The 16,358-nt window shown below is 44.3% G+C and carries 20 protein-coding genes; 6 read left to right on the top strand and 14 right to left on the bottom strand.

Features of this window, described 5'->3' with window-relative positions; genetic code table 11:
* Positions 1-500: 500 nt before the first annotated feature.
* The 7 genes from rplS to K7G75_RS11625 form a co-directional block, all read right to left on the bottom strand.
* Positions 501-851: a 50S ribosomal protein L19 gene (gene rplS / locus K7G75_RS11655; protein ID WP_222984421.1), complete on the bottom strand. Its 351-nt coding sequence runs from the start codon at positions 849-851 to the stop codon at positions 501-503.
* A 114-nt stretch (positions 852-965) separates the two neighbouring features.
* Positions 966-1,292, bottom strand: coding sequence for a hypothetical protein (locus K7G75_RS11650; protein WP_222984420.1), 327 nt, complete (start codon positions 1,290-1,292; stop codon positions 966-968).
* Between the two features lie 6 nt (positions 1,293-1,298).
* A complete protein-coding gene (trmD, locus tag K7G75_RS11645) occupies positions 1,299-1,973 on the bottom strand; it encodes a tRNA (guanosine(37)-N1)-methyltransferase TrmD (protein WP_222984419.1) in 675 nt (224 codons plus the stop codon).
* 28 nt (positions 1,974-2,001) lie between these two features.
* On the bottom strand, positions 2,002-2,448 hold the full coding sequence (locus K7G75_RS11640) for a GNAT family N-acetyltransferase (RefSeq protein ID WP_222984418.1): 447 nt from the start codon (positions 2,446-2,448) through the stop codon (positions 2,002-2,004).
* A gap of 46 nt (positions 2,449-2,494) precedes the next feature.
* Positions 2,495-3,100 carry a tRNA (guanine-N1)-methyltransferase gene (locus tag K7G75_RS11635; protein ID WP_222984417.1) on the bottom strand — a complete coding sequence of 202 codons (606 nt, stop codon included), beginning with the start codon at positions 3,098-3,100 and terminating at the stop codon, positions 2,495-2,497.
* Positions 3,101-3,211: 111 nt separating this feature from the next.
* Entirely contained in the window at positions 3,212-4,660 is a 1,449-nt protein-coding gene (locus K7G75_RS11630) for a glyceraldehyde-3-phosphate dehydrogenase (RefSeq protein WP_222984416.1), read from the bottom strand.
* Positions 4,661-4,787: 127 nt separating this feature from the next.
* Positions 4,788-6,179, bottom strand: a complete 1,392-nt coding sequence (locus tag K7G75_RS11625) for a S1C family serine protease (RefSeq protein WP_222984415.1) — start codon at positions 6,177-6,179, stop codon at positions 4,788-4,790.
* A 134-nt stretch (positions 6,180-6,313) separates the two neighbouring features.
* On the opposite strand from K7G75_RS11625, the gene dapF reads away from it, so the two are divergent.
* The 4 genes from dapF (at position 6,314) to K7G75_RS11605 (ending at position 9,454) form a co-directional block, all read left to right on the top strand.
* Positions 6,314-7,090, top strand: a complete 777-nt coding sequence (dapF, locus tag K7G75_RS11620) for a diaminopimelate epimerase (protein ID WP_222984414.1) — start codon at positions 6,314-6,316, stop codon at positions 7,088-7,090.
* On the top strand, positions 7,084-7,617 hold the full coding sequence (locus tag K7G75_RS11615; protein ID WP_222984413.1) for a GNAT family N-acetyltransferase: 534 nt from the start codon (positions 7,084-7,086) through the stop codon (positions 7,615-7,617). Before dapF ends, K7G75_RS11615 begins: the two co-directional genes overlap by 7 nt.
* A complete protein-coding gene (gene mltG, locus K7G75_RS11610; protein WP_222984412.1) occupies positions 7,607-8,650 on the top strand; it encodes an endolytic transglycosylase MltG in 1,044 nt (347 codons plus the stop codon). Before K7G75_RS11615 ends, mltG begins: the two co-directional genes overlap by 11 nt.
* A gap of 159 nt (positions 8,651-8,809) precedes the next feature.
* Positions 8,810-9,454 (top strand): lysozyme family protein, encoded by a 645-nt coding sequence (locus tag K7G75_RS11605; protein WP_222984411.1) that lies wholly within the window; start codon positions 8,810-8,812, stop codon positions 9,452-9,454.
* Positions 9,455-9,498: 44 nt separating this feature from the next.
* Here the strand turns inward: K7G75_RS11605 and K7G75_RS11600 are convergent, their stop codons facing one another.
* The 3 genes from K7G75_RS11600 to dnaA are packed head-to-tail and all read right to left on the bottom strand — an operon-like array spanning position 9,499 to position 12,121.
* Positions 9,499-10,227 (bottom strand): SAM-dependent methyltransferase, encoded by a 729-nt coding sequence (locus K7G75_RS11600; RefSeq protein ID WP_222984410.1) that lies wholly within the window; start codon positions 10,225-10,227, stop codon positions 9,499-9,501.
* Between the two features lie 4 nt (positions 10,228-10,231).
* Entirely contained in the window at positions 10,232-10,684 is a 453-nt protein-coding gene (locus K7G75_RS11595; protein ID WP_222984409.1) for a low molecular weight protein-tyrosine-phosphatase, read from the bottom strand.
* A 12-nt stretch (positions 10,685-10,696) separates the two neighbouring features.
* On the bottom strand, positions 10,697-12,121 hold the full coding sequence (gene dnaA / locus K7G75_RS11590; RefSeq protein ID WP_222984408.1) for a chromosomal replication initiator protein DnaA: 1,425 nt from the start codon (positions 12,119-12,121) through the stop codon (positions 10,697-10,699).
* 201 nt (positions 12,122-12,322) lie between these two features.
* Between dnaA and K7G75_RS11585 the strand changes: the two genes are divergently transcribed.
* Positions 12,323-12,721, top strand: coding sequence for an acyl-CoA thioesterase (locus K7G75_RS11585; RefSeq protein ID WP_222984407.1), 399 nt, complete (start codon positions 12,323-12,325; stop codon positions 12,719-12,721).
* On the opposite strand, the gene K7G75_RS11580 is transcribed toward K7G75_RS11585, so the two are convergent.
* The 4 genes from K7G75_RS11580 to ribD are packed head-to-tail and all read right to left on the bottom strand — an operon-like array spanning position 12,694 to position 15,842.
* Positions 12,694-13,329: an IMPACT family protein gene (locus K7G75_RS11580; RefSeq protein WP_222984406.1), complete on the bottom strand. Its 636-nt coding sequence runs from the start codon at positions 13,327-13,329 to the stop codon at positions 12,694-12,696. The two genes, K7G75_RS11585 and K7G75_RS11580, sit on opposite strands and share 28 nt — an antisense overlap.
* Positions 13,329-14,192: an EamA family transporter gene (locus K7G75_RS11575; protein ID WP_222984405.1), complete on the bottom strand. Its 864-nt coding sequence runs from the start codon at positions 14,190-14,192 to the stop codon at positions 13,329-13,331. Before K7G75_RS11575 ends, K7G75_RS11580 begins: the two co-directional genes overlap by 1 nt.
* Before the next feature lie 2 nt (positions 14,193-14,194).
* Positions 14,195-14,782, bottom strand: coding sequence for an HAD family hydrolase (locus K7G75_RS11570; protein WP_313777832.1), 588 nt, complete (start codon positions 14,780-14,782; stop codon positions 14,195-14,197).
* A 7-nt stretch (positions 14,783-14,789) separates the two neighbouring features.
* The gene (gene ribD / locus K7G75_RS11565) at positions 14,790-15,842 is read right to left on the bottom strand and encodes a bifunctional diaminohydroxyphosphoribosylaminopyrimidine deaminase/5-amino-6-(5-phosphoribosylamino)uracil reductase RibD (RefSeq protein ID WP_222984403.1); all 1,053 of its coding nucleotides are present in this window, start codon (positions 15,840-15,842) and stop codon (positions 14,790-14,792) included.
* Positions 15,843-15,874: 32 nt separating this feature from the next.
* Between ribD and K7G75_RS11560 the strand changes: the two genes are divergently transcribed.
* Positions 15,875-16,357: a GNAT family N-acetyltransferase gene (locus K7G75_RS11560; RefSeq protein WP_222984402.1), complete on the top strand. Its 483-nt coding sequence runs from the start codon at positions 15,875-15,877 to the stop codon at positions 16,355-16,357.
* Position 16,358 lies beyond the last annotated feature (1 nt).

The raw sequence follows: 16,358 nt of genomic DNA, 5'->3' as shown, positions 1-16,358 counted from the left end.
TATGGCTTTCTGAAAAGGGCTAAAAGACTTCATTTTGCGTTGCCACAAAACTACAACCGAAGCTGTATCTGTTGCCCCTTTGACGTTTACCCTGCAAGCTACCTTTAATTTTTCAACTAAACTGCACCTAGCAAAGCTCTTCTTAATGTCTCCTAAATCTTATCAGAATGGAAAATTGCTCTCCCATCCGCACATAAAATCTATTATTTCTCTTCAACACCTGCCGAAGCCTGTCCTGATTTGAAATTCCTTTTGTGATCAGTAGTGTTACCAATTAAAAGGGAAACATCAGTTTTAAAGAACGTCAACTTTAAAAGAAACATAATTTTGATATAATCGCCATCATTATTTCTTTTACTAAAGTAGGACAAACATTTAAATATGCAAATTTTCTAACGGATTTAAAATCAACAAGATATAAACCGCTGTTATTAACAATTGTTCATAAAAAAGGCACCCAACTGGGTGCCTTAAGCATTGTTGTTTGGTGAACAGGTTGCTTAGCCCCGAACCTCTTTGATTCGAGCTTTTTTGCCGGTAAGTCCTCTAAAATAGAAGATTCTTGAACGGCGCACCTTTCCTTTTTTGTTCACCTCTATCTTTTGCAGTGCAGGCATGTTGACCGGAAATATTCTTTCCACTCCCACGGTGCCTGACATTTTGCGGATGGTGAATGTTTCTGTGGCACCGCTTCCCCTTCTTTGGATTACAACGCCTTTAAAGAACTGTGTTCTTTTTTTCTCACCTTCCTTGATTTCATAATATGCAGTGATGGTGTCACCGGCCGAAAATTCTGGGAATTCTTTTTTTGGAACAAACTCGTCCTCAACAAATTTCACTAAGGATTCCATGATTGTTTTTTTAAGTTTTATCAGAACCAACTTTCACGTATTTCGTCAGAGGTTGATTTTGAGACTGCAAAAGTAATGCAATATTTAGAAATTGCAAGTTGTTTTTTGGAGTATTTATTCCTCTGCCTCTTTCCTTTTTGAAAGCTGCACTGCGAACCAGAGCAGGCCCAGGGCGAAAAGTAGATGGGGCAGAGGTCCCAACGCTGCAATGATCTTGCTCGTTCTCACCAATTCCTCGGTTCCTTGCCGCGCAGAGAATGTTGTCCACAAAAAGCTACCTATGAAAAATATCAAAGCCAATAGTTGTGATGCCAGCATGAGCAGCGTTGGTCCACTTTTGCGTTTGATCATCAAAACCACACAGGCGGCGATAACCAAAACATGTGCAATACCATTGAGCAATCCTCCTGCAGCGAAGATGAACGTGTCATTGTTGTCCATAAGGCGTTATTCTAAAAGGTCGGGTCTTCGTTTTCTTGTTCTTTCCAAGGCCTGCTCCTCGCGCCACTGTTCTATTTTGGGAAAATTCCCACTCAATAGAATTTTTGGCACCTCGTTCCCCTTGTACGATGCCGGCCGTGTATAGACAGGTGGTGCCAGCATATTGTCTTGGAAGGTATCGGTAAGGGCAGAGGTTTCATCGTTCAATACACCTGGAAGCAAACGGATTACAGCATCGCAAAGTACGGCCGCTGCCAGTTCCCCTCCGGAAAGGACATAATCGCCTATGGATATTTCGCGGGTCACGAACATATCCCTCACGCGTTGGTCAACTCCCTTATAGTGTCCGCAAAGAATGATCAGATTTTTTTTCAAGGAAATTTCGTTGGCCAGTCCTTGGTTTAGGGTATTGCCATCCGGGGTCATGTAAATGACCTCGTCATACGTTCTCTCGGACTTCAGTTTGGAGATGCACTTGTCAATGGGCTCTACCATGAGTACCATGCCGGCACCGCCCCCGAATTGATAATCATCCACTTGCCTGTATTTACCAGTGGCAAAATCCCTAAGGTTATGAAAATGTACCTCAACGAGTCCCTTATCAATGGCCCTTTGCAGTATGGAAGCCTCAAAAGGGCTTTTAAGAAGCTCGGGCAACACGGTAATTATATCTATCCGCATGGATCAGCACAAATTGATTGGTGACTGGCTACGCCCAGTTGTTTTTCCAAAAGTAATGAAAGAAGTCCGTATCCTTTTCCCAACCCAAACGTTCATATAGTTTTTGGGCCGGATTGTCCACAGCGGTTTCGAGGGCTAGTCCTTTACCATTTTGTTCCATGCAAAAGGTTTTGGCCCGATTCAACAGTGCTTCCCCAACCCCTTTTTTTCTAAATTCAGGGGCCACGTACAGATCGTTCAAAATATAAAAGGGCTCCAGCGATACCGAGGAGAATGTTTTATATAATTGCGTAAAACCAGCGGCCTGGGTTCCCTCCAATGCAAAAAAGACCACACTTTCTTGCTTTTCCAGGCGCTCCTTTAAAAAGGCAAGGGCAGCATCCTTATCTGATTTTTGTTGATAGAACATTCTATACGCATCAAAAAGAGGAACAATTTTATCCAAATCCAAAACATCCGCCCGTTTAACATCCATTTTTAAAGTGTTTATTTAAAAAAGGCTTCCACTTGGAAGCCTTGGGTTATTTTTTTTGCTTGTTCAGCTCATCTTGAAGCTGACGACTGATTCGTTGCTCGCGTTCCAGTGCCCGGCGTCGATGATCCTCATATTCCTGCTCCAAATCGGCCAGCGCTGTCTTGGCTTGCTGGGTCAGGAAGTTACTTTTCCTAAATTTATAGATAAAGAACAAAAGAAAGAGCAAGAGCCCAAAAATGATGGCCCATAGAATAAATTTGTAAGTCCCCTTGCTTATCCAGGCCCCAAAAAAGGAGATACTGTCCTTTTGCGAGGTAACGGTCTTTAAGTTGTTGGTAGTCTCTTGAAGTTTACTGTTGAGATCCTCTATTTCTGCCTTGTTGGCGGCAATTGTTGCAGAGAGGTCCTTTATGTTGGCGTTTGCCGTGTTGATGGAATCAAAAATGCTTCTCTTTATCTGGTTCAATGTGGATAAGCGGACCACCTCGTATTGAATACCGTTAGCCCGGTAGTTGCCAGATTTCCGTTCCAATTCTTCAAATTGTCCCACCAGTGTCCCATCGTTGTCACCAGAACCTGGGTCATCCTGTGAAAAGATTGGACCAAGGGGAGTGAAAAGGGCAAGGGCAAGTAAAATTCGTAATCGCTTCATGGTCAATGTTCTTATTTTAATTTAGATTAAGGGTAAGGCGAAATTACACCAATAAACCAAAAATCAAAAGAAAAACATGCCTCCTTGTTCCACCAAGTGGGACAATTGGGCCTAGTAATAGGTATAGCGCCTTACTTTGGCAATGTATTTTGCCAAACGTATCACCTGATGGGAGTATCCATATTCGTTGTCATACCATATATAAAGCACGATGCCTTTTCCATCTGCAGAAACCAATGTGGCCCTGCTATCATAGATTGAAGGGGCCGAAGTTCCCACAATATCAGAAGAAACCAATTCGTTGCTCAACGAATATTTGATCTGTTCCACCAAATCGCCTTCCAGTGCGTATTTTTTTAGGATGGTGTTCAGGCTTTCCTTGGACGTTTTTTGTTTTACTTCCAAGTTAAGTATGGCCAACGAGCCATTGGGTACCGGCACTCTGATGGCATTGGAAGTAAGTTTTCCTTTAAGGGAAGGGAGCGCCTTTGCCACTGCCGCCCCGGCTCCGGTTTCTGTGATTACCATGTTAAGTGCGGCCGCTCTTCCCCGACGGTATTTTTTGTGCATATTGTCCACCAGGTTTTGGTCGTTGGTGTAGGCGTGTATCGTCTCCAAATGCCCTTTTTTAATACCCAATGAATCCTCTATAACCTTCAGAATGGGTGTAATGGCATTTGTGGTACAGGAGGCTGCGGAGTAAATTTTGGTGGTATCTGGATCAAACTCCTTATGGTTTACCCCGTGAACGATATTGGGAACTTCTTTGCCTGGCGCGGTAAGCAGCACTTTGGAAGCTCCCTTGGACTCCAAATGTCGGGAAAGGGCTTCTTTATCGCGGAATGCCCCCGTATTGTCAATGATGAGGGCATTGTAGATGCCATATTTGGTATAGTCAATGTCCTCGGGTTTGTCAGCATTTATGAATTTTACCGTAGTCCCGTTGATGATCAAAGCTTCATTTGGGGCATCTACATCCACTGTTCCGGTGAACATTCCATGCACGGAATCGGTTTTCAGCAGGGCTGCCCTTTTTTCCAAAATTTCCTCATCCAATGTCCCACGTACCACAACGGCACGCAGCCTTAGTTGGTTGCCACGTCCTGTTTTGGCCATAAGTTCACGCGCGACCAATCTTCCTATCCTTCCAAAACCATATAGCACCACGTCCTTGGGTTTTATTTCCTTGGAAACCTGGGCATCCTTCAGTTTGTCCAACACAAAGGCCTTGACGTTCAGATGGGTATTCTCGTCCGAGTGATACTCATAGGTGAGTTTTCCGATATCGAGCTTGGCAGGGGGGAGGTTGATATCGTTTATGGCCCGTAATATTTCCACGGAATCAAATATGGAAATGGGCTTTTGCACAAATTCCCCGGCATACTCGTGCAGATTGATGATATCACTGACATTTTTGTCGATGATCTGGTTCTTGAAAAGAACAACTTCTATGGCCTTGTCATACCACAGGTCGCTGATTATTTTGATGAACTCGGTGGTAGCTTTGCGCCTATCTGCCTGAAAGGCAAGCTCTTTCTCGTAAGACTTGATGTTGCTCATGGAAATTGGTTACGATTGTTTTAAAAATTTCGGCAAAAATAGTTATTTCAAACGTTTTCGTAAAAAGAAATGACAAAATAAAAAAGCACCCAAAACAGGGTGCCTTTGTGCTTTTCGTTCAGGTAGATCATTGAAGAATCAGGCGTTCTTTTTCACCGTCTTTATTGATCATGGTAAAGCTGGTACGGCCATACTTTGAAATCTGTCCAAAATGTTCCTTGGCATCGTCAATATCATTGATTTCGTTGCCATCCACCTCTACTATCACTTTGTCGATCAGGTCATATCGGCCATATCCCTCGGGAACATCAACAATTTTTACTCCTTTGGAAACGCCAAATGTTTTCCTGTCTTCCTTGGTAAGGTTTTTTACCATGAATCCCGTCATTGGAAGAAAGACGGTCTGTTGTTTTTTGAGTGTCACGTTCTTGGTCAAGCGTTTGCCATCGCGATCTATCACCACTTTTACCACATCTCCCGGCCTTTTTGAGGATAAGTAGCCAGTCAATTCCGAAAACTTTGAAATGTTGATATTGTCAATCTGCTTAATGATATCCCCTTCTCTAAGGTCCGCCTCCTTGGCTCCGGAATCTTCGGTCACTTGGGAAACATAGACACCTTCTATTTCGTTAAGACCCATTTCAATGGCCTGTTGCGAGTTCACATTGGCTGCGGATATGCCCAATAGGCCTTTTTGCACATCACCGAATTCCATGATGTCCTCCACCACTTTGCGGGCTATGTTGCTCGGCACGGCAAAAGCATAGCCTACATAGGAGCCGGTTTGAGAGGTAATCGCCGTATTGATGCCGATCAAATCCCCATTCGTGTTTACCAGGGCGCCGCCACTGTTACCAGGATTAACGGCCGCATCGGTTTGGATGAAGGATTGGTTCCTGCCCAAGGACCGGGCCTTGGCACTGACTATTCCAGCGGTCACGGTTGAGGTCAGGTTAAACGGATTGCCTACGGCAAGTACCCATTCACCAATGCGGGTATTGTCAGAATCCCCGAAGGCCAAATAGGGCAGGGGTTCGTCCACATCAATTTTTATAAGCGCTATATCGGAATCCGAATCGGTACCAATTATTTCCGCCTCATAGCTTCTATTGTTGTTCAAGGTCACCTCCAGTTGTTGCGATTTTGCTATAACATGGTTGTTGGTGACGATATAGCCATCGGGAGAAATAATAACCCCCGAACCTGTGCCAATCTGCGGGGTCTGTTGTCTTTCAAACCCATAAAAGAAGTCGGAAAGGGTGCTCGGACCCTTGCTAAGACTAAGGTTCTTCACGTGCACCACGGCATTCACAGTTTTTTCCGCGGCCAAGGTAAAGTCCACCTCGTTGATGCCCGCTCCCTTTGCCGAGGTAGCCAGTCCGCTTGTGCTTATCAACGGAGCTTCTTGGTTGGAGGATACCCATTTGTAGTTGTCTTTTTCAAAGAAAAGTTTGTAGGCAACAAGTGTTATGGCTCCTGCAAACAATGAAATCAAAAACAATCCGGCTATTCTCTTCATAATTCAATACTTTTTTAACATTAAGGTTCAACAAAATTAAATCAATTGACTTTTCAAGTAGGCGGTTTAACTCGTTTTTAACTACAAAATATTCCTTAAAGAATACCCTATATTTGTTCTATCAGCAGTGCGATATGAAATTCACTTTTTTCAAATATCAAGGTACGGGCAACGATTTTGTGATCATCGACAACCGCTCAAATTTTTTCCCCAAAAAAGATACCAAATTGGTGGAAACATTATGCGACAGACGTTTTGGTATTGGAGCGGACGGATTGATACTACTGGAAAATGACAAAATGTCGGATTTTAAGATGGTATACTATAATGCAGATGGTAACCAGAGCAGCATGTGCGGCAATGGCGGAAGGTGTTTGGTAGCTTTTGCCAATTATTTGGGAATTGTGGACAACGAATGCACCTTTAGCGCCATTGACGGGATACATCAAGCCACAATAGAAGGAAACACGGTCACTTTGAAGATGAACGACGTATCAGAAATAAGGGAAACCGAAATCTACGGATTTTTGGATACAGGCTCACCACACCATGTGCAGTTGGTTAGCGGATTGGACGATTTTGATGTCCCTAACGAAGGAAGAAAGATTCGATATGGGCTTTATGGCCAGCAAGGGAGCAATATCAACTTTGTGGAGCAACAAGGCGACAATAATTTTATGGTAAGGACGTACGAGCGGGGCGTTGAAGACGAGACCCTTTCCTGCGGAACGGGTGTTACCGCGGTTGCCTTGGCCATGCACAAATTAGGAAGGACAAAATCAAACCAGGTGGATATTGTTACCAAAGGCGGGAACCTTTCCATCAGTTTTGATAATAGCAATGGGGTGTATTCAAATATCTTGCTCACAGGGCCAGCGGTCCAAGTGTTTAAAGGAGAAATGGTATGGTGAATCTGCGTGGAAAGCATATTTATTTGCGGGCCTTGGAACCAAAAGACCTGGAGTTTCTATACCGTTTGGAGAACGACACCTCCATATGGGAAATAAGCGGCACACTGAAACCCTATTCAAAAAAAGTGCTCCAACTTTACTTGGAAAATGCCCACAGGGATATTTATGAAGTGAAACAGTTGCGACTTTGTATCTGCAGTTTGGATGATGAATGTGTTGGCTTGATAGACCTGTTCGATTTTGACCCCAAAAATGGAAGGGCCGGGATGGGATTGGTTATAGCTTCGGCCAAGAACAGGGGCAAGGGCATGGGAGCGGAGGCCATTTCCCTTATGTGTGATTACGCCTTTTCCGTTCTCAACCTCCATCAGATTTATGCCAATATTTTGGAAGACAACACGGCAAGTGTGCATTTGTTTCAAAAATTGGGTTTCGAAAAAGTGGGCATCAAAAGGGAATGGGTTCGAACTAGTGCAGGTTTTAAAAATGAAATATTGTTCCAAAAGATAAACAGCAATGTATCTTAAAAAAGTATTGTGGGCAACGGCCTTGTTGGGCATTTTGATCTGTGGTTTTATTGCATATCAGATCTATAGTGCCATTTTCAGTCCCAACACCCAGTTCAATAACCAAGAGGCCTATGTACACATCCCCTCGGATGCAACCTTTGCTGAGGTTAAAACCATGTTGGAACCCTTGCTCAAGAACATGGGTACATTTGAGTCCGTGGCATCCCGAAAAGGATATACCTCCAATATTAAAGCAGGAAAATATGCCATTCGGAAGGGAATGAACAACAATGAGATCATCAATTCATTGCGTAGCAACAACATTCCGGTAAAGGTGGTTTTTAATAATCAGGAGTCTTTGGCAAATCTTGCCGGCAGGATTGCCCAACAGATTGAAGCCGATAGCTTGTCCCTGATCCAAGCGTTGAATGATCCGGATTTTTTGATGGATCAGGGGTTTGATGCAGATACCAAACTGGGGATGTACATTCCCAACACCTATGAATTTTACTGGAACACCAAGGCCCAAAATTTTCGGGACCGGATGCTCAAGGAATACAACAATTATTGGAATAATGACCGCCTGAAAAAAGCAGAAACCATGGGTTTCACCCCGGCCCAGGTCATGGCCTTGGCATCCATTGTCCAAAAGGAAACGGTGAAAGTGGACGAAAGGCCGCGCGTTGCAGGGGTTTATGTCAATCGGATTAAAAAGGGCATGTTGCTACAGGCGGACCCCACGGTAATCTATGCCATAAAAAGGGAAACGGGAAATTACGATACCATAATAAAGCGGGTACTCAATCGGGATTTGGAAATTGACTCACCATACAATACCTATAAATATAAGGGCATTCCCCCAGGTCCTATTGCCATGCCCGACATCTCTTCCATAGAAGCCGTACTGAATCCGGAAAAGCACGAATACCTCTTTTTCGTAGCCGATGTTTCCAACTTCGGATACCACCTTTTCGCCAAGACCTTGGCACAGCATAACCGGAACAAAACGCAATATATCCAGTGGTTGAATGCCCAAAAAGTGATGCGCTAAAAACTATTTAGCGTTAATATTCAGCACTTTAACGTGTTTTGGGTGTCTTTTATGAAAATCTTAAGAGCTTTAGGGTTGCCAAGTTAAAGTAACCCCATATCTTTGCCGGCCAATTTAATTTTACTGTTTGCTAACGGTAAAACACTAAATTAGAACATTATGAAAAGATGGATTGGTTTTTTACTTCATCTTGCCATGATTGCGATCTTAACCAGCTTTGGTTCTTACACATTGGACAAAAAAGCGGTACGGCAAGTACCGGATTTCCTCCGAGCGGATTTGGAGTCGATGTCCGAACTACCCCAAAACTTTGAAAACTACTTTGATGAAGATGGCATAGCACCTCCTTTTTTGGGCAGGTCCTATAACGGATTCAAAGACGCACTGGCTTTTAAGGAGTCCAGAGGAAGGTACCAGGTTGTGAACACGCTTGGATATCTGGGAAAATATCAGTTTGGCTTGAGTACATTGAACCTCATGGGTGTTTATAACGCCGATAGGTTTTTGGCCGATGCCGCACTTCAAGAAGCTGTATTTGATACCAATATTGCCCGAAACAAATGGATTTTGAGACGGGACATTAAAACGTTCAAGGGAAAAAGAATCAATGGTGTGGAGATCACCGAGTCGGGTATTTTGGCGGCTGCCCACTTGGCAGGAGCCGGAAATGTGAAGAAATACCTAAGATCCTATGGTAAGGAAGATGTCGCGGATGCCTACGGAAGCAACATCTCGTATTATATGAGGAAGTTTGCCGGGTACGACATATCTGCGGTGCAGAGAAAGCGAAACCCGAAGGTTTAAATCCCAAAAAAAGGAAAAGCCCAGAAATTTGTTTCTGGGCTTTTTTATGCCTGTACAATAAATATGGTAGGGCGCTTGTCCAGATCGATTTCGATTTCTCCCCATTCATGGACAATGGTAGTCCTGATAAACTCGGATGGCAGTGTGATGTCGGATGCCACACACAACCTTGTATTTTCGTTCAGCGTCTTCACCAGTTCGGCAAGTAGCTGGTTGTTCCTATAGGGCGTTTCCATGAAAATTTGTGACTGCCCGGTTTCCCTGGATAGCCGTTCCAATTGTTTTATCTTGGCCTTGCGCTCATTTTTATCGATGGGCAGGTACCCGTTAAAAGCAAAATTTTGACCGTTCATGCCACTGGACATCATGGCCATCAAAATGGACGATGGGCCCACCAAGGGCACTACCTGAATCCTTTTTTCATGTGCTACCTTCACCACATCGGCTCCAGGGTCGGCAATTCCAGGACAGCCCGCTTCTGACAGCAAGCCAATGTCAAAACCATGGATGCAGGGGTCCAGATAGGAAGGGATGGCGACGGGATCTGTGTATTTGTTCAATGTTTGTATGTGCAGACTGGGTTGCGGCTTGTTCGGAATTATCTTTTTTATAAAATGACGTGCAGACTTCTCATTTTCCACAATATAGTGGTCTATGTTTTCGATGGTCTTTTTGATGGAAATGGGAAGCACCTCCAACGGGGCATTGTCCCCAAGGGTTGTCGGGATCAAATACACTTTCCCTGATACCAGATTCGGTTTTGACTCTTCCATGAAATCAGCTCAGTTTATTGGCAATGGACTCGCAGGCTGCATCGATCATTTCAAAAACCTTTTCAAATCCATCAATTCCATCATGATAGGGATCGGGCACTTCGGCTATGCCCAAATCCGTTCCGTCCAGCAGCAGCTTTACTTTTTGCTTGTGCCCCTCGTTGGTGGCCAGCCGAACAATATCCCAATAATTGTTTTTGTCCATGACATAAATATGGTCAAATTCCAAAAAATCCATTGGGTCAAATTTTCGGCATCTTTGGGCACTTATGTCTAAACCGTGTTTTTTTGCCACTGCAATAGACCTTTTATCTGGAGGATTGCCAACATGATATCCTGCAGTTCCTGCGGAATCAACCCAAACGTGCTCCGTGTCCACCTTCGATTTTAGGATGCCCTCAGCCAACGGTGACCGGCAAATATTGCCCAAGCAAACCATTAAAACTTTGGTTTTCATAAATCTATGCGATTATGAAAATTTTTTGTTGAGGTCTTCGATATATTTTCTGAACTGTTTGTCCGTCTCGGCTAGGTTATCAACTGTTTTGCAGGCGTGCAATACAGTGGCGTGGTCCCGTTTTCCAATTTGGGACCCGATACTGGCAAGGGATGCCTTAGTAAATTTTTTGGCAAAGAACATGGCCAGTTGCCTAGCCTGGACAATATGCCGTTTTCTGGTCTTGGACTGTAGTGTGGCCACATCCATTTCAAAATAATCCGAGACCACTTTTTGGATATAGTCAATGGATACTTCCCTTTTGGTATTCTTCACAAACTTTTCCACCACCTGCTGGGCCAGTTCCAAGGTCACTTCCCTTTTGTTGAAGGAGGACTGGGCTATCAGGGAGATTATGGCCCCCTCAAGCTCCCGAATATTTGTTTTTATGTTCTTGGCCACATGATCAATAATGTCATCGGGCATCTCCACACCATCCCGGTACAGCTTGTTCTTCAATATGGAAACGCGGGTTTCGTAATCGGGATTCTGCAGTTCTGCGGACAGTCCCCATTTAAAACGGGAGAGCAGGCGCTGTTCTATGTCCTGCATATCCACAGGAGCCTTGTCCGAGGTCAACACCACCTGTTTGCCATTCTGGTGCAAATGGTTGAAAATATGGAAGAACACATCCTGTGTGCCTGATTTCCCGGAGAGGAATTGCACATCATCGATGATCAACACATCGATAAGCTGGTAGAAATGGATAAAGTCGTTTCGGGTATTCTTTTTTACCGACTCAATATATTGCTGGGTAAACTTCTCCGCAGAGATGTAGAGCACCGTTTTCTCTGGATATTTATCCTTGATCTCCACACCAATGGCATGTGCCAGGTGCGTTTTTCCCAGTCCCACCCCTCCAAAAACCAATAGTGGGTTGAACGAGGTGCCGCCCGGTTTGTTGGCCACTGCCATACCTGCCGATCTTGCCAACCGGTTGGAGTCGCCTTCAAGAAAATTCTCAAAATTATAGTTCGGATTCAGCTGGGACTCAATCTTGATGTTCCGTATTCCGGGGATCACGAAGGGATTTTTTAGTTCCGGACTTTTGGAGGTAATGGGCACATCGAGTTCCTGGGGTCCCACGGCGGTTCTGTTGCTACTTGGGATTTGTTCGGTAAAGGGTTCCTTGTTCCCATACCTGTTCTCCATTTTTATAATGTAGATAAGCTTGGCATTGGTTCCAAGTTCCCTGGTCAGGGCCACTTTGAGCAACTTTACATAGTGCTCTTCAAGCCATTCATAAAAAAATTTACTGGGTACTTGTATGCTGAGTGCTTTGTCTGCTAACTTGATGGGCTTAATAGGTTCAAACCACGTTTTGAATGCCTGCGGTTGGATATTATCGTTGATAAAAGCCAAACAGTTGTTCCATACGGAATTAGCAGTAACACTCATAAAAGTTTTTCCTTGTTTTGTTGGTTAGCTACAATGCTTCAGATAAAACATCTGGCGGTATCTAGATGCTTTTTGGATGCGACAAATATGTGAACAAATCTTTTAAAAAAAAAAGATTTCACCTTTGAATTTCCTATTTTTTTTTCGCATGTTCACCAAATGTTAACCAAGCCTCTAAATATATAATTTTTCAGCTAGAATATGAGGTTAAATTCCCATTCTTTTCGTGTGCGCTATGGAGAAACCGACCAAATGGGAGTGGTTTACCATGGCAACTATGCACAGTATCTGGAACTTGGTAGGGTGGAGTGGTTAAGGGCCCTGGGGGTCACTTACCGAAGCATGGAGGAAAACGGTATCATGCTGCCAGTAATTTCATTACAAATTGATTACAAAAAATCTGCCAAATATGATGACCTGATCACTGTGCAGACCATGCTGGCCAAACCACCGCTGGTCAAAATCGAATTTGATTACAGCATAGTGAACGAATCCAACCAGTTGTTGGCCACGGCCAATACAGTGTTGGCCTTTATCGATATGGAAACCAACAGGCCCATCAAATGCCCCGACTATATTTTGGAGAGATTGGATTTTTGATCTGCCCGCTTAATCGATACATTTTGCATTTCCTCGAAAACTTGGAAAACTTCAACCTGCTCACTGTTGCGTACGGCAATTAGAATCTCGCACTGCAAATCCATTTTTTGGTGCATCAGGGTAATTTCTCGCTGTTTTATCGTCCGCATGACCTTGTCCATCTCCGGATAGTCAAAATTCAAATAGAACTTGGAGGTCATGGTCTTGGTAATGATTTGGGCATTTTCCAATGCCATTTGCGCCGCGGTCCTGTACGCCTGTATCAATCCGCCCACGCCCAGTTTGGTGCCACCAAAAATCCGGGTAACGGTTACCAGTGCGTTGGTGACATTAAAGGATTGTATTTGCCCATAAATGGGCATTCCGGCTGAATTGTTGGGTTCACCGTCATCATTCGCACGATAGGTATGGATTTTTTCACCCAATTGCCAAGCATAGCATACGTGGTTGGCCGTATGATGCCGCTTGCGGAGTTCTTCAACAATGGGTTTTACATCATCTTCCGATTGAATGGGAAAGGCCTGGGCATAGAATTTGCTTTTTCGGTCTTTAAAAAGAATCTCTTCCGAGGGTTTTTTCAGGGTACGGTATACATCATCTTGGTCCATTAGAACAAAGCTACCATTATTATGCTGAAGATTGCCAGGGCAACACCCGCCCAGTTTTTGGGGCTTAGCCGTTCTTTAAAGGCCAGTATGCCCAAAAGTGTGGATGCCAAAACAATGGCTACATTGTTCAATGTGAAAATGGCCGCGCTGCCCAAAACATCGGATTGCAGTGCACGAATCAAAAAAAAGATGGAAAAATAGTTGGGGATACCTAGGGCAATCCCACCCAATATGTTCCTTAAGTTCACTTTTAATGGCGTGCGGGCAGCCTTTATCCCAATAAACATAAGCCCAAAGATTGCGGCAAAGCCAAAGATCATCGAGGAAAAAATGGGAACTTCCTGTGGGGTCAAATGCCCTTCCTCAAAATATTTCATGCTGGTGTCTATGATCCCGGAGCCCAAAAAAACCAAAAGGGGCAGGAGTAAGTCTCGCTTGTTAAGGGTTACGCTGCTGCTTTTTATCGAGGCCAGGTACACAGCCACAAGGGCCAAGAACACGCCCAGTATTTGAAAAAGGGACAATTTTTCACCATATAGGATCACGCCAAACATCACTGGAATGGCCAAAGACATTTTCGTGGCCACCGATGCCACCGAAACACCTGCCACCTGAGCGGTTTTGGCCATTAGGTTGAAAATGACTATGAACAATGCCCCCAGAGCCACCGGGCCCCAGAACCACGATTTATGCACCAAGGATTCCGGTAGAATGGGTCCTTCATATAAAAACAATCCCACAAGACAAGCGACAACGTAGTTCGTGATAATGGCGTACAGGGTCTGCACCTTATACACATCATACAGTTTAAAGACCACAAAAATGAGGGTTGAACTCAGGATGCTCAGCGCTAAGTATACCATAATTAAAGAAAAAGTTTTATTTGGGTCACCTCTTCCGCTCCGACCTTTAAGTGCCATGTTTTAATGCCCAGGTTGGCAGCGGCATCGGTATTTTCCTTGGTGTCATCCACAAAAAGGGTTTCAGCCGGATGGAGCCTGTTTTGGTCCAAAACAAATTGGAAGATCTCAATATCCGGTTTGCGCATGCCAATTTCATGGGAAAGATAAAAACCCTCAAAAACGTCCTTGAACCGCTTGAACCGTTCCGTTCCCATTTGCTGCTCCACACCCTCCATGTGCAATGCATTGGTATTGCTCAAAAGAAAAAGCCGGTATTGGTTTTTTGAGGCCAGTTCTTCAAGAAATTCCAACCGATATTCTGGAAAATCCAAGAGAATGGAATTCCAGGCTTCCTTTAAATTTTGTCTGCTTGCCTTTGGAAAATGTACCCCTACTTGGTCCAAGAAGGATTTGGAGTCCATCAGCCCTTTTTCATAGTGCTTGAACAAGGAATCCAGCGCCGGGGTGACAGTTGTGAAACCATACTTGTGCATGATCCTCGCCGTTGCCATTTTGTCCAGGTTGATGAACACGTCACCAAGATCAAACACTATATTTTTAATTGGGGACATAAATGGAAAGCATATCTGATGAAATGGTTTGCTCCGAAATCAATTTTCCATCCAGGTTGGGTGCTGCCAAACCTTTCTGAAAAGAATGGGATCCTCTAAAAATACGGGCCTCATCCCATAGCCCATCATCTATAAAAGTTTGAAGGGTGTGGCGACCTCCCTCCACAATGAGACTGGTGATGTTACGGGCATAGAGAATATCACATAGCTGCGAAGCTATGGGTTTTGAAAAATCAACAATTTCATAATCAATATGGTCCAAATATGCTGATGTATTGGAAATTTGGGTGAGTACCAGCGTTTTTACGGAACTATCAAAAACGGAAAAATCCCGGGGCACTTTCAGATCTTTATCCAAGACCACACGAATCGGACTTTTTCCAACCCAATGCCTGGTGGAAAGTTTGGGATTATCCTTCAGCACGGTTTGCGTTCCTACCAAAATGGCCTGCTCCTCGCTACGCCATTTATGCACCAGTTGCCTGGAAAGTTCGTTGGTAATCCAAAAAGGTGTCGGATCGGATTCCCTTTTTTCATTTTCTGGCGCCATAAACCCATCTTGGGTCTCCGCCCATTTCAAAATGATATAGGGGCGTTTTTTTTCATGATGGCAGAGGAATCGTTTGTGGTGCTGTCTGCAAGCCTCTGCAAGAACCCCGACAATTACCTCACTTCCAGCTTCCTTGATTATCCCTATCCCTTTTCCGGCGACTTTTTCGTGGGGATCTTCAATGCCGATGACCACTTTTGGAATCCTGTACTCGGCAATCAAGTTGGCACAGGGTGGTGTTTTTCCGTAATGCGCACAGGGCTCCAGAGACACGTACAGGGTTGCCTTGGAAAGCAAGGAGCGATCTTGCACGGAATTTAAGGCGTTCACCTCGGCATGAGGGCCACCGTAGGGGCTGGTAAAACCTTCCCCGATAATCTTGTCATTGTGCACAATCACACATCCCACCATGGGGTTGGGCGCCGTGGACCCCAGGCCTTTTTTGCCCAGTTCCAGACAGCGAAGGATGTATTTTTGGTGTATCTTCACACGGCAAAAATAGAACATTAAATTGCAATGGAATGGATGTGATCATTCGCGAAATCACCCCGGAGGACAATGCGCAGGTGGCAAAAGTGGTCCGGACCGTTTTGGAGGAATTGGGCGTTCCCAAAGTGGGCACGGCATATGCCGATAAAGCCTTGGACGACATGTATGGAACCTACAATGTTCCCAAAGCCATTTACTATGTGGTGGAACAGGAAGAAAAGATAATTGGTTGTGCGGGAATTGCCCAGCTTGAAAATTTTAATGGTAACGTATGCGAACTCCAGAAAATGTATTTTTTGGAAGAAGCCAGGGGTAAGGGAATCGGTGGCCGTATGATAAAGATATGTCTGGAGAGGGCCAAGGAGTTTGGTTTTGAACAATGCTATCTGGAAACCATGCCTTACATGAAGGCCGCCCAAAAACTTTATCAAAACCATGGGTTCCAATATATTGATTCCTCAATGGGAGATACAGGGCACTACTCCTGCCCAGTTTGGATGCTGAAAAAACTATAGC

The sequence above is a fragment of the Flagellimonas meishanensis genome (assembly GCF_019880545.1).
GTDB lineage: Bacteria > Bacteroidota > Bacteroidia > Flavobacteriales > Flavobacteriaceae > Flagellimonas > Flagellimonas meishanensis.
This window is presented reverse-complemented; position numbering and strand designations above follow the sequence as displayed.

Bases quoted from the DNA above. Each gene is read 5' to 3' on its own strand.
- rplS (WP_222984421.1), bottom strand. From the start codon at position 851: ATGGAATCCTTAGTGAAATTTGTTGAGGACGAGTTTGTTCCAAAAAAA.
- K7G75_RS11650 (WP_222984420.1), bottom strand. From the start codon at position 1,292: ATGGACAACAATGACACGTTCATCTTCGCTGCAGGAGGATTGCTCAAT.
- trmD (WP_222984419.1), bottom strand. From the start codon at position 1,973: ATGCGGATAGATATAATTACCGTGTTGCCCGAGCTTCTTAAAAGCCCT.
- K7G75_RS11640 (WP_222984418.1), bottom strand. From the start codon at position 2,448: ATGGATGTTAAACGGGCGGATGTTTTGGATTTGGATAAAATTGTTCCT.
- K7G75_RS11635 (WP_222984417.1), bottom strand. From the start codon at position 3,100: ATGAAGCGATTACGAATTTTACTTGCCCTTGCCCTTTTCACTCCCCTT.
- K7G75_RS11630 (WP_222984416.1), bottom strand. From the start codon at position 4,660: ATGAGCAACATCAAGTCTTACGAGAAAGAGCTTGCCTTTCAGGCAGAT.
- K7G75_RS11625 (WP_222984415.1), bottom strand. From the start codon at position 6,179: ATGAAGAGAATAGCCGGATTGTTTTTGATTTCATTGTTTGCAGGAGCC.
- dapF (WP_222984414.1), top strand. From the start codon at position 6,314: ATGAAATTCACTTTTTTCAAATATCAAGGTACGGGCAACGATTTTGTG.
- K7G75_RS11615 (WP_222984413.1), top strand. From the start codon at position 7,084: ATGGTGAATCTGCGTGGAAAGCATATTTATTTGCGGGCCTTGGAACCA.
- mltG (WP_222984412.1), top strand. From the start codon at position 7,607: ATGTATCTTAAAAAAGTATTGTGGGCAACGGCCTTGTTGGGCATTTTG.
- K7G75_RS11605 (WP_222984411.1), top strand. From the start codon at position 8,810: ATGAAAAGATGGATTGGTTTTTTACTTCATCTTGCCATGATTGCGATC.
- K7G75_RS11600 (WP_222984410.1), bottom strand. From the start codon at position 10,227: ATGGAAGAGTCAAAACCGAATCTGGTATCAGGGAAAGTGTATTTGATC.
- K7G75_RS11595 (WP_222984409.1), bottom strand. From the start codon at position 10,684: ATGAAAACCAAAGTTTTAATGGTTTGCTTGGGCAATATTTGCCGGTCA.
- dnaA (WP_222984408.1), bottom strand. From the start codon at position 12,121: ATGAGTGTTACTGCTAATTCCGTATGGAACAACTGTTTGGCTTTTATC.
- K7G75_RS11585 (WP_222984407.1), top strand. From the start codon at position 12,323: ATGAGGTTAAATTCCCATTCTTTTCGTGTGCGCTATGGAGAAACCGAC.
- K7G75_RS11580 (WP_222984406.1), bottom strand. From the start codon at position 13,329: ATGGACCAAGATGATGTATACCGTACCCTGAAAAAACCCTCGGAAGAG.
- K7G75_RS11575 (WP_222984405.1), bottom strand. From the start codon at position 14,192: ATGGTATACTTAGCGCTGAGCATCCTGAGTTCAACCCTCATTTTTGTG.
- K7G75_RS11560 (WP_222984402.1), top strand. From the start codon at position 15,875: ATGGATGTGATCATTCGCGAAATCACCCCGGAGGACAATGCGCAGGTG.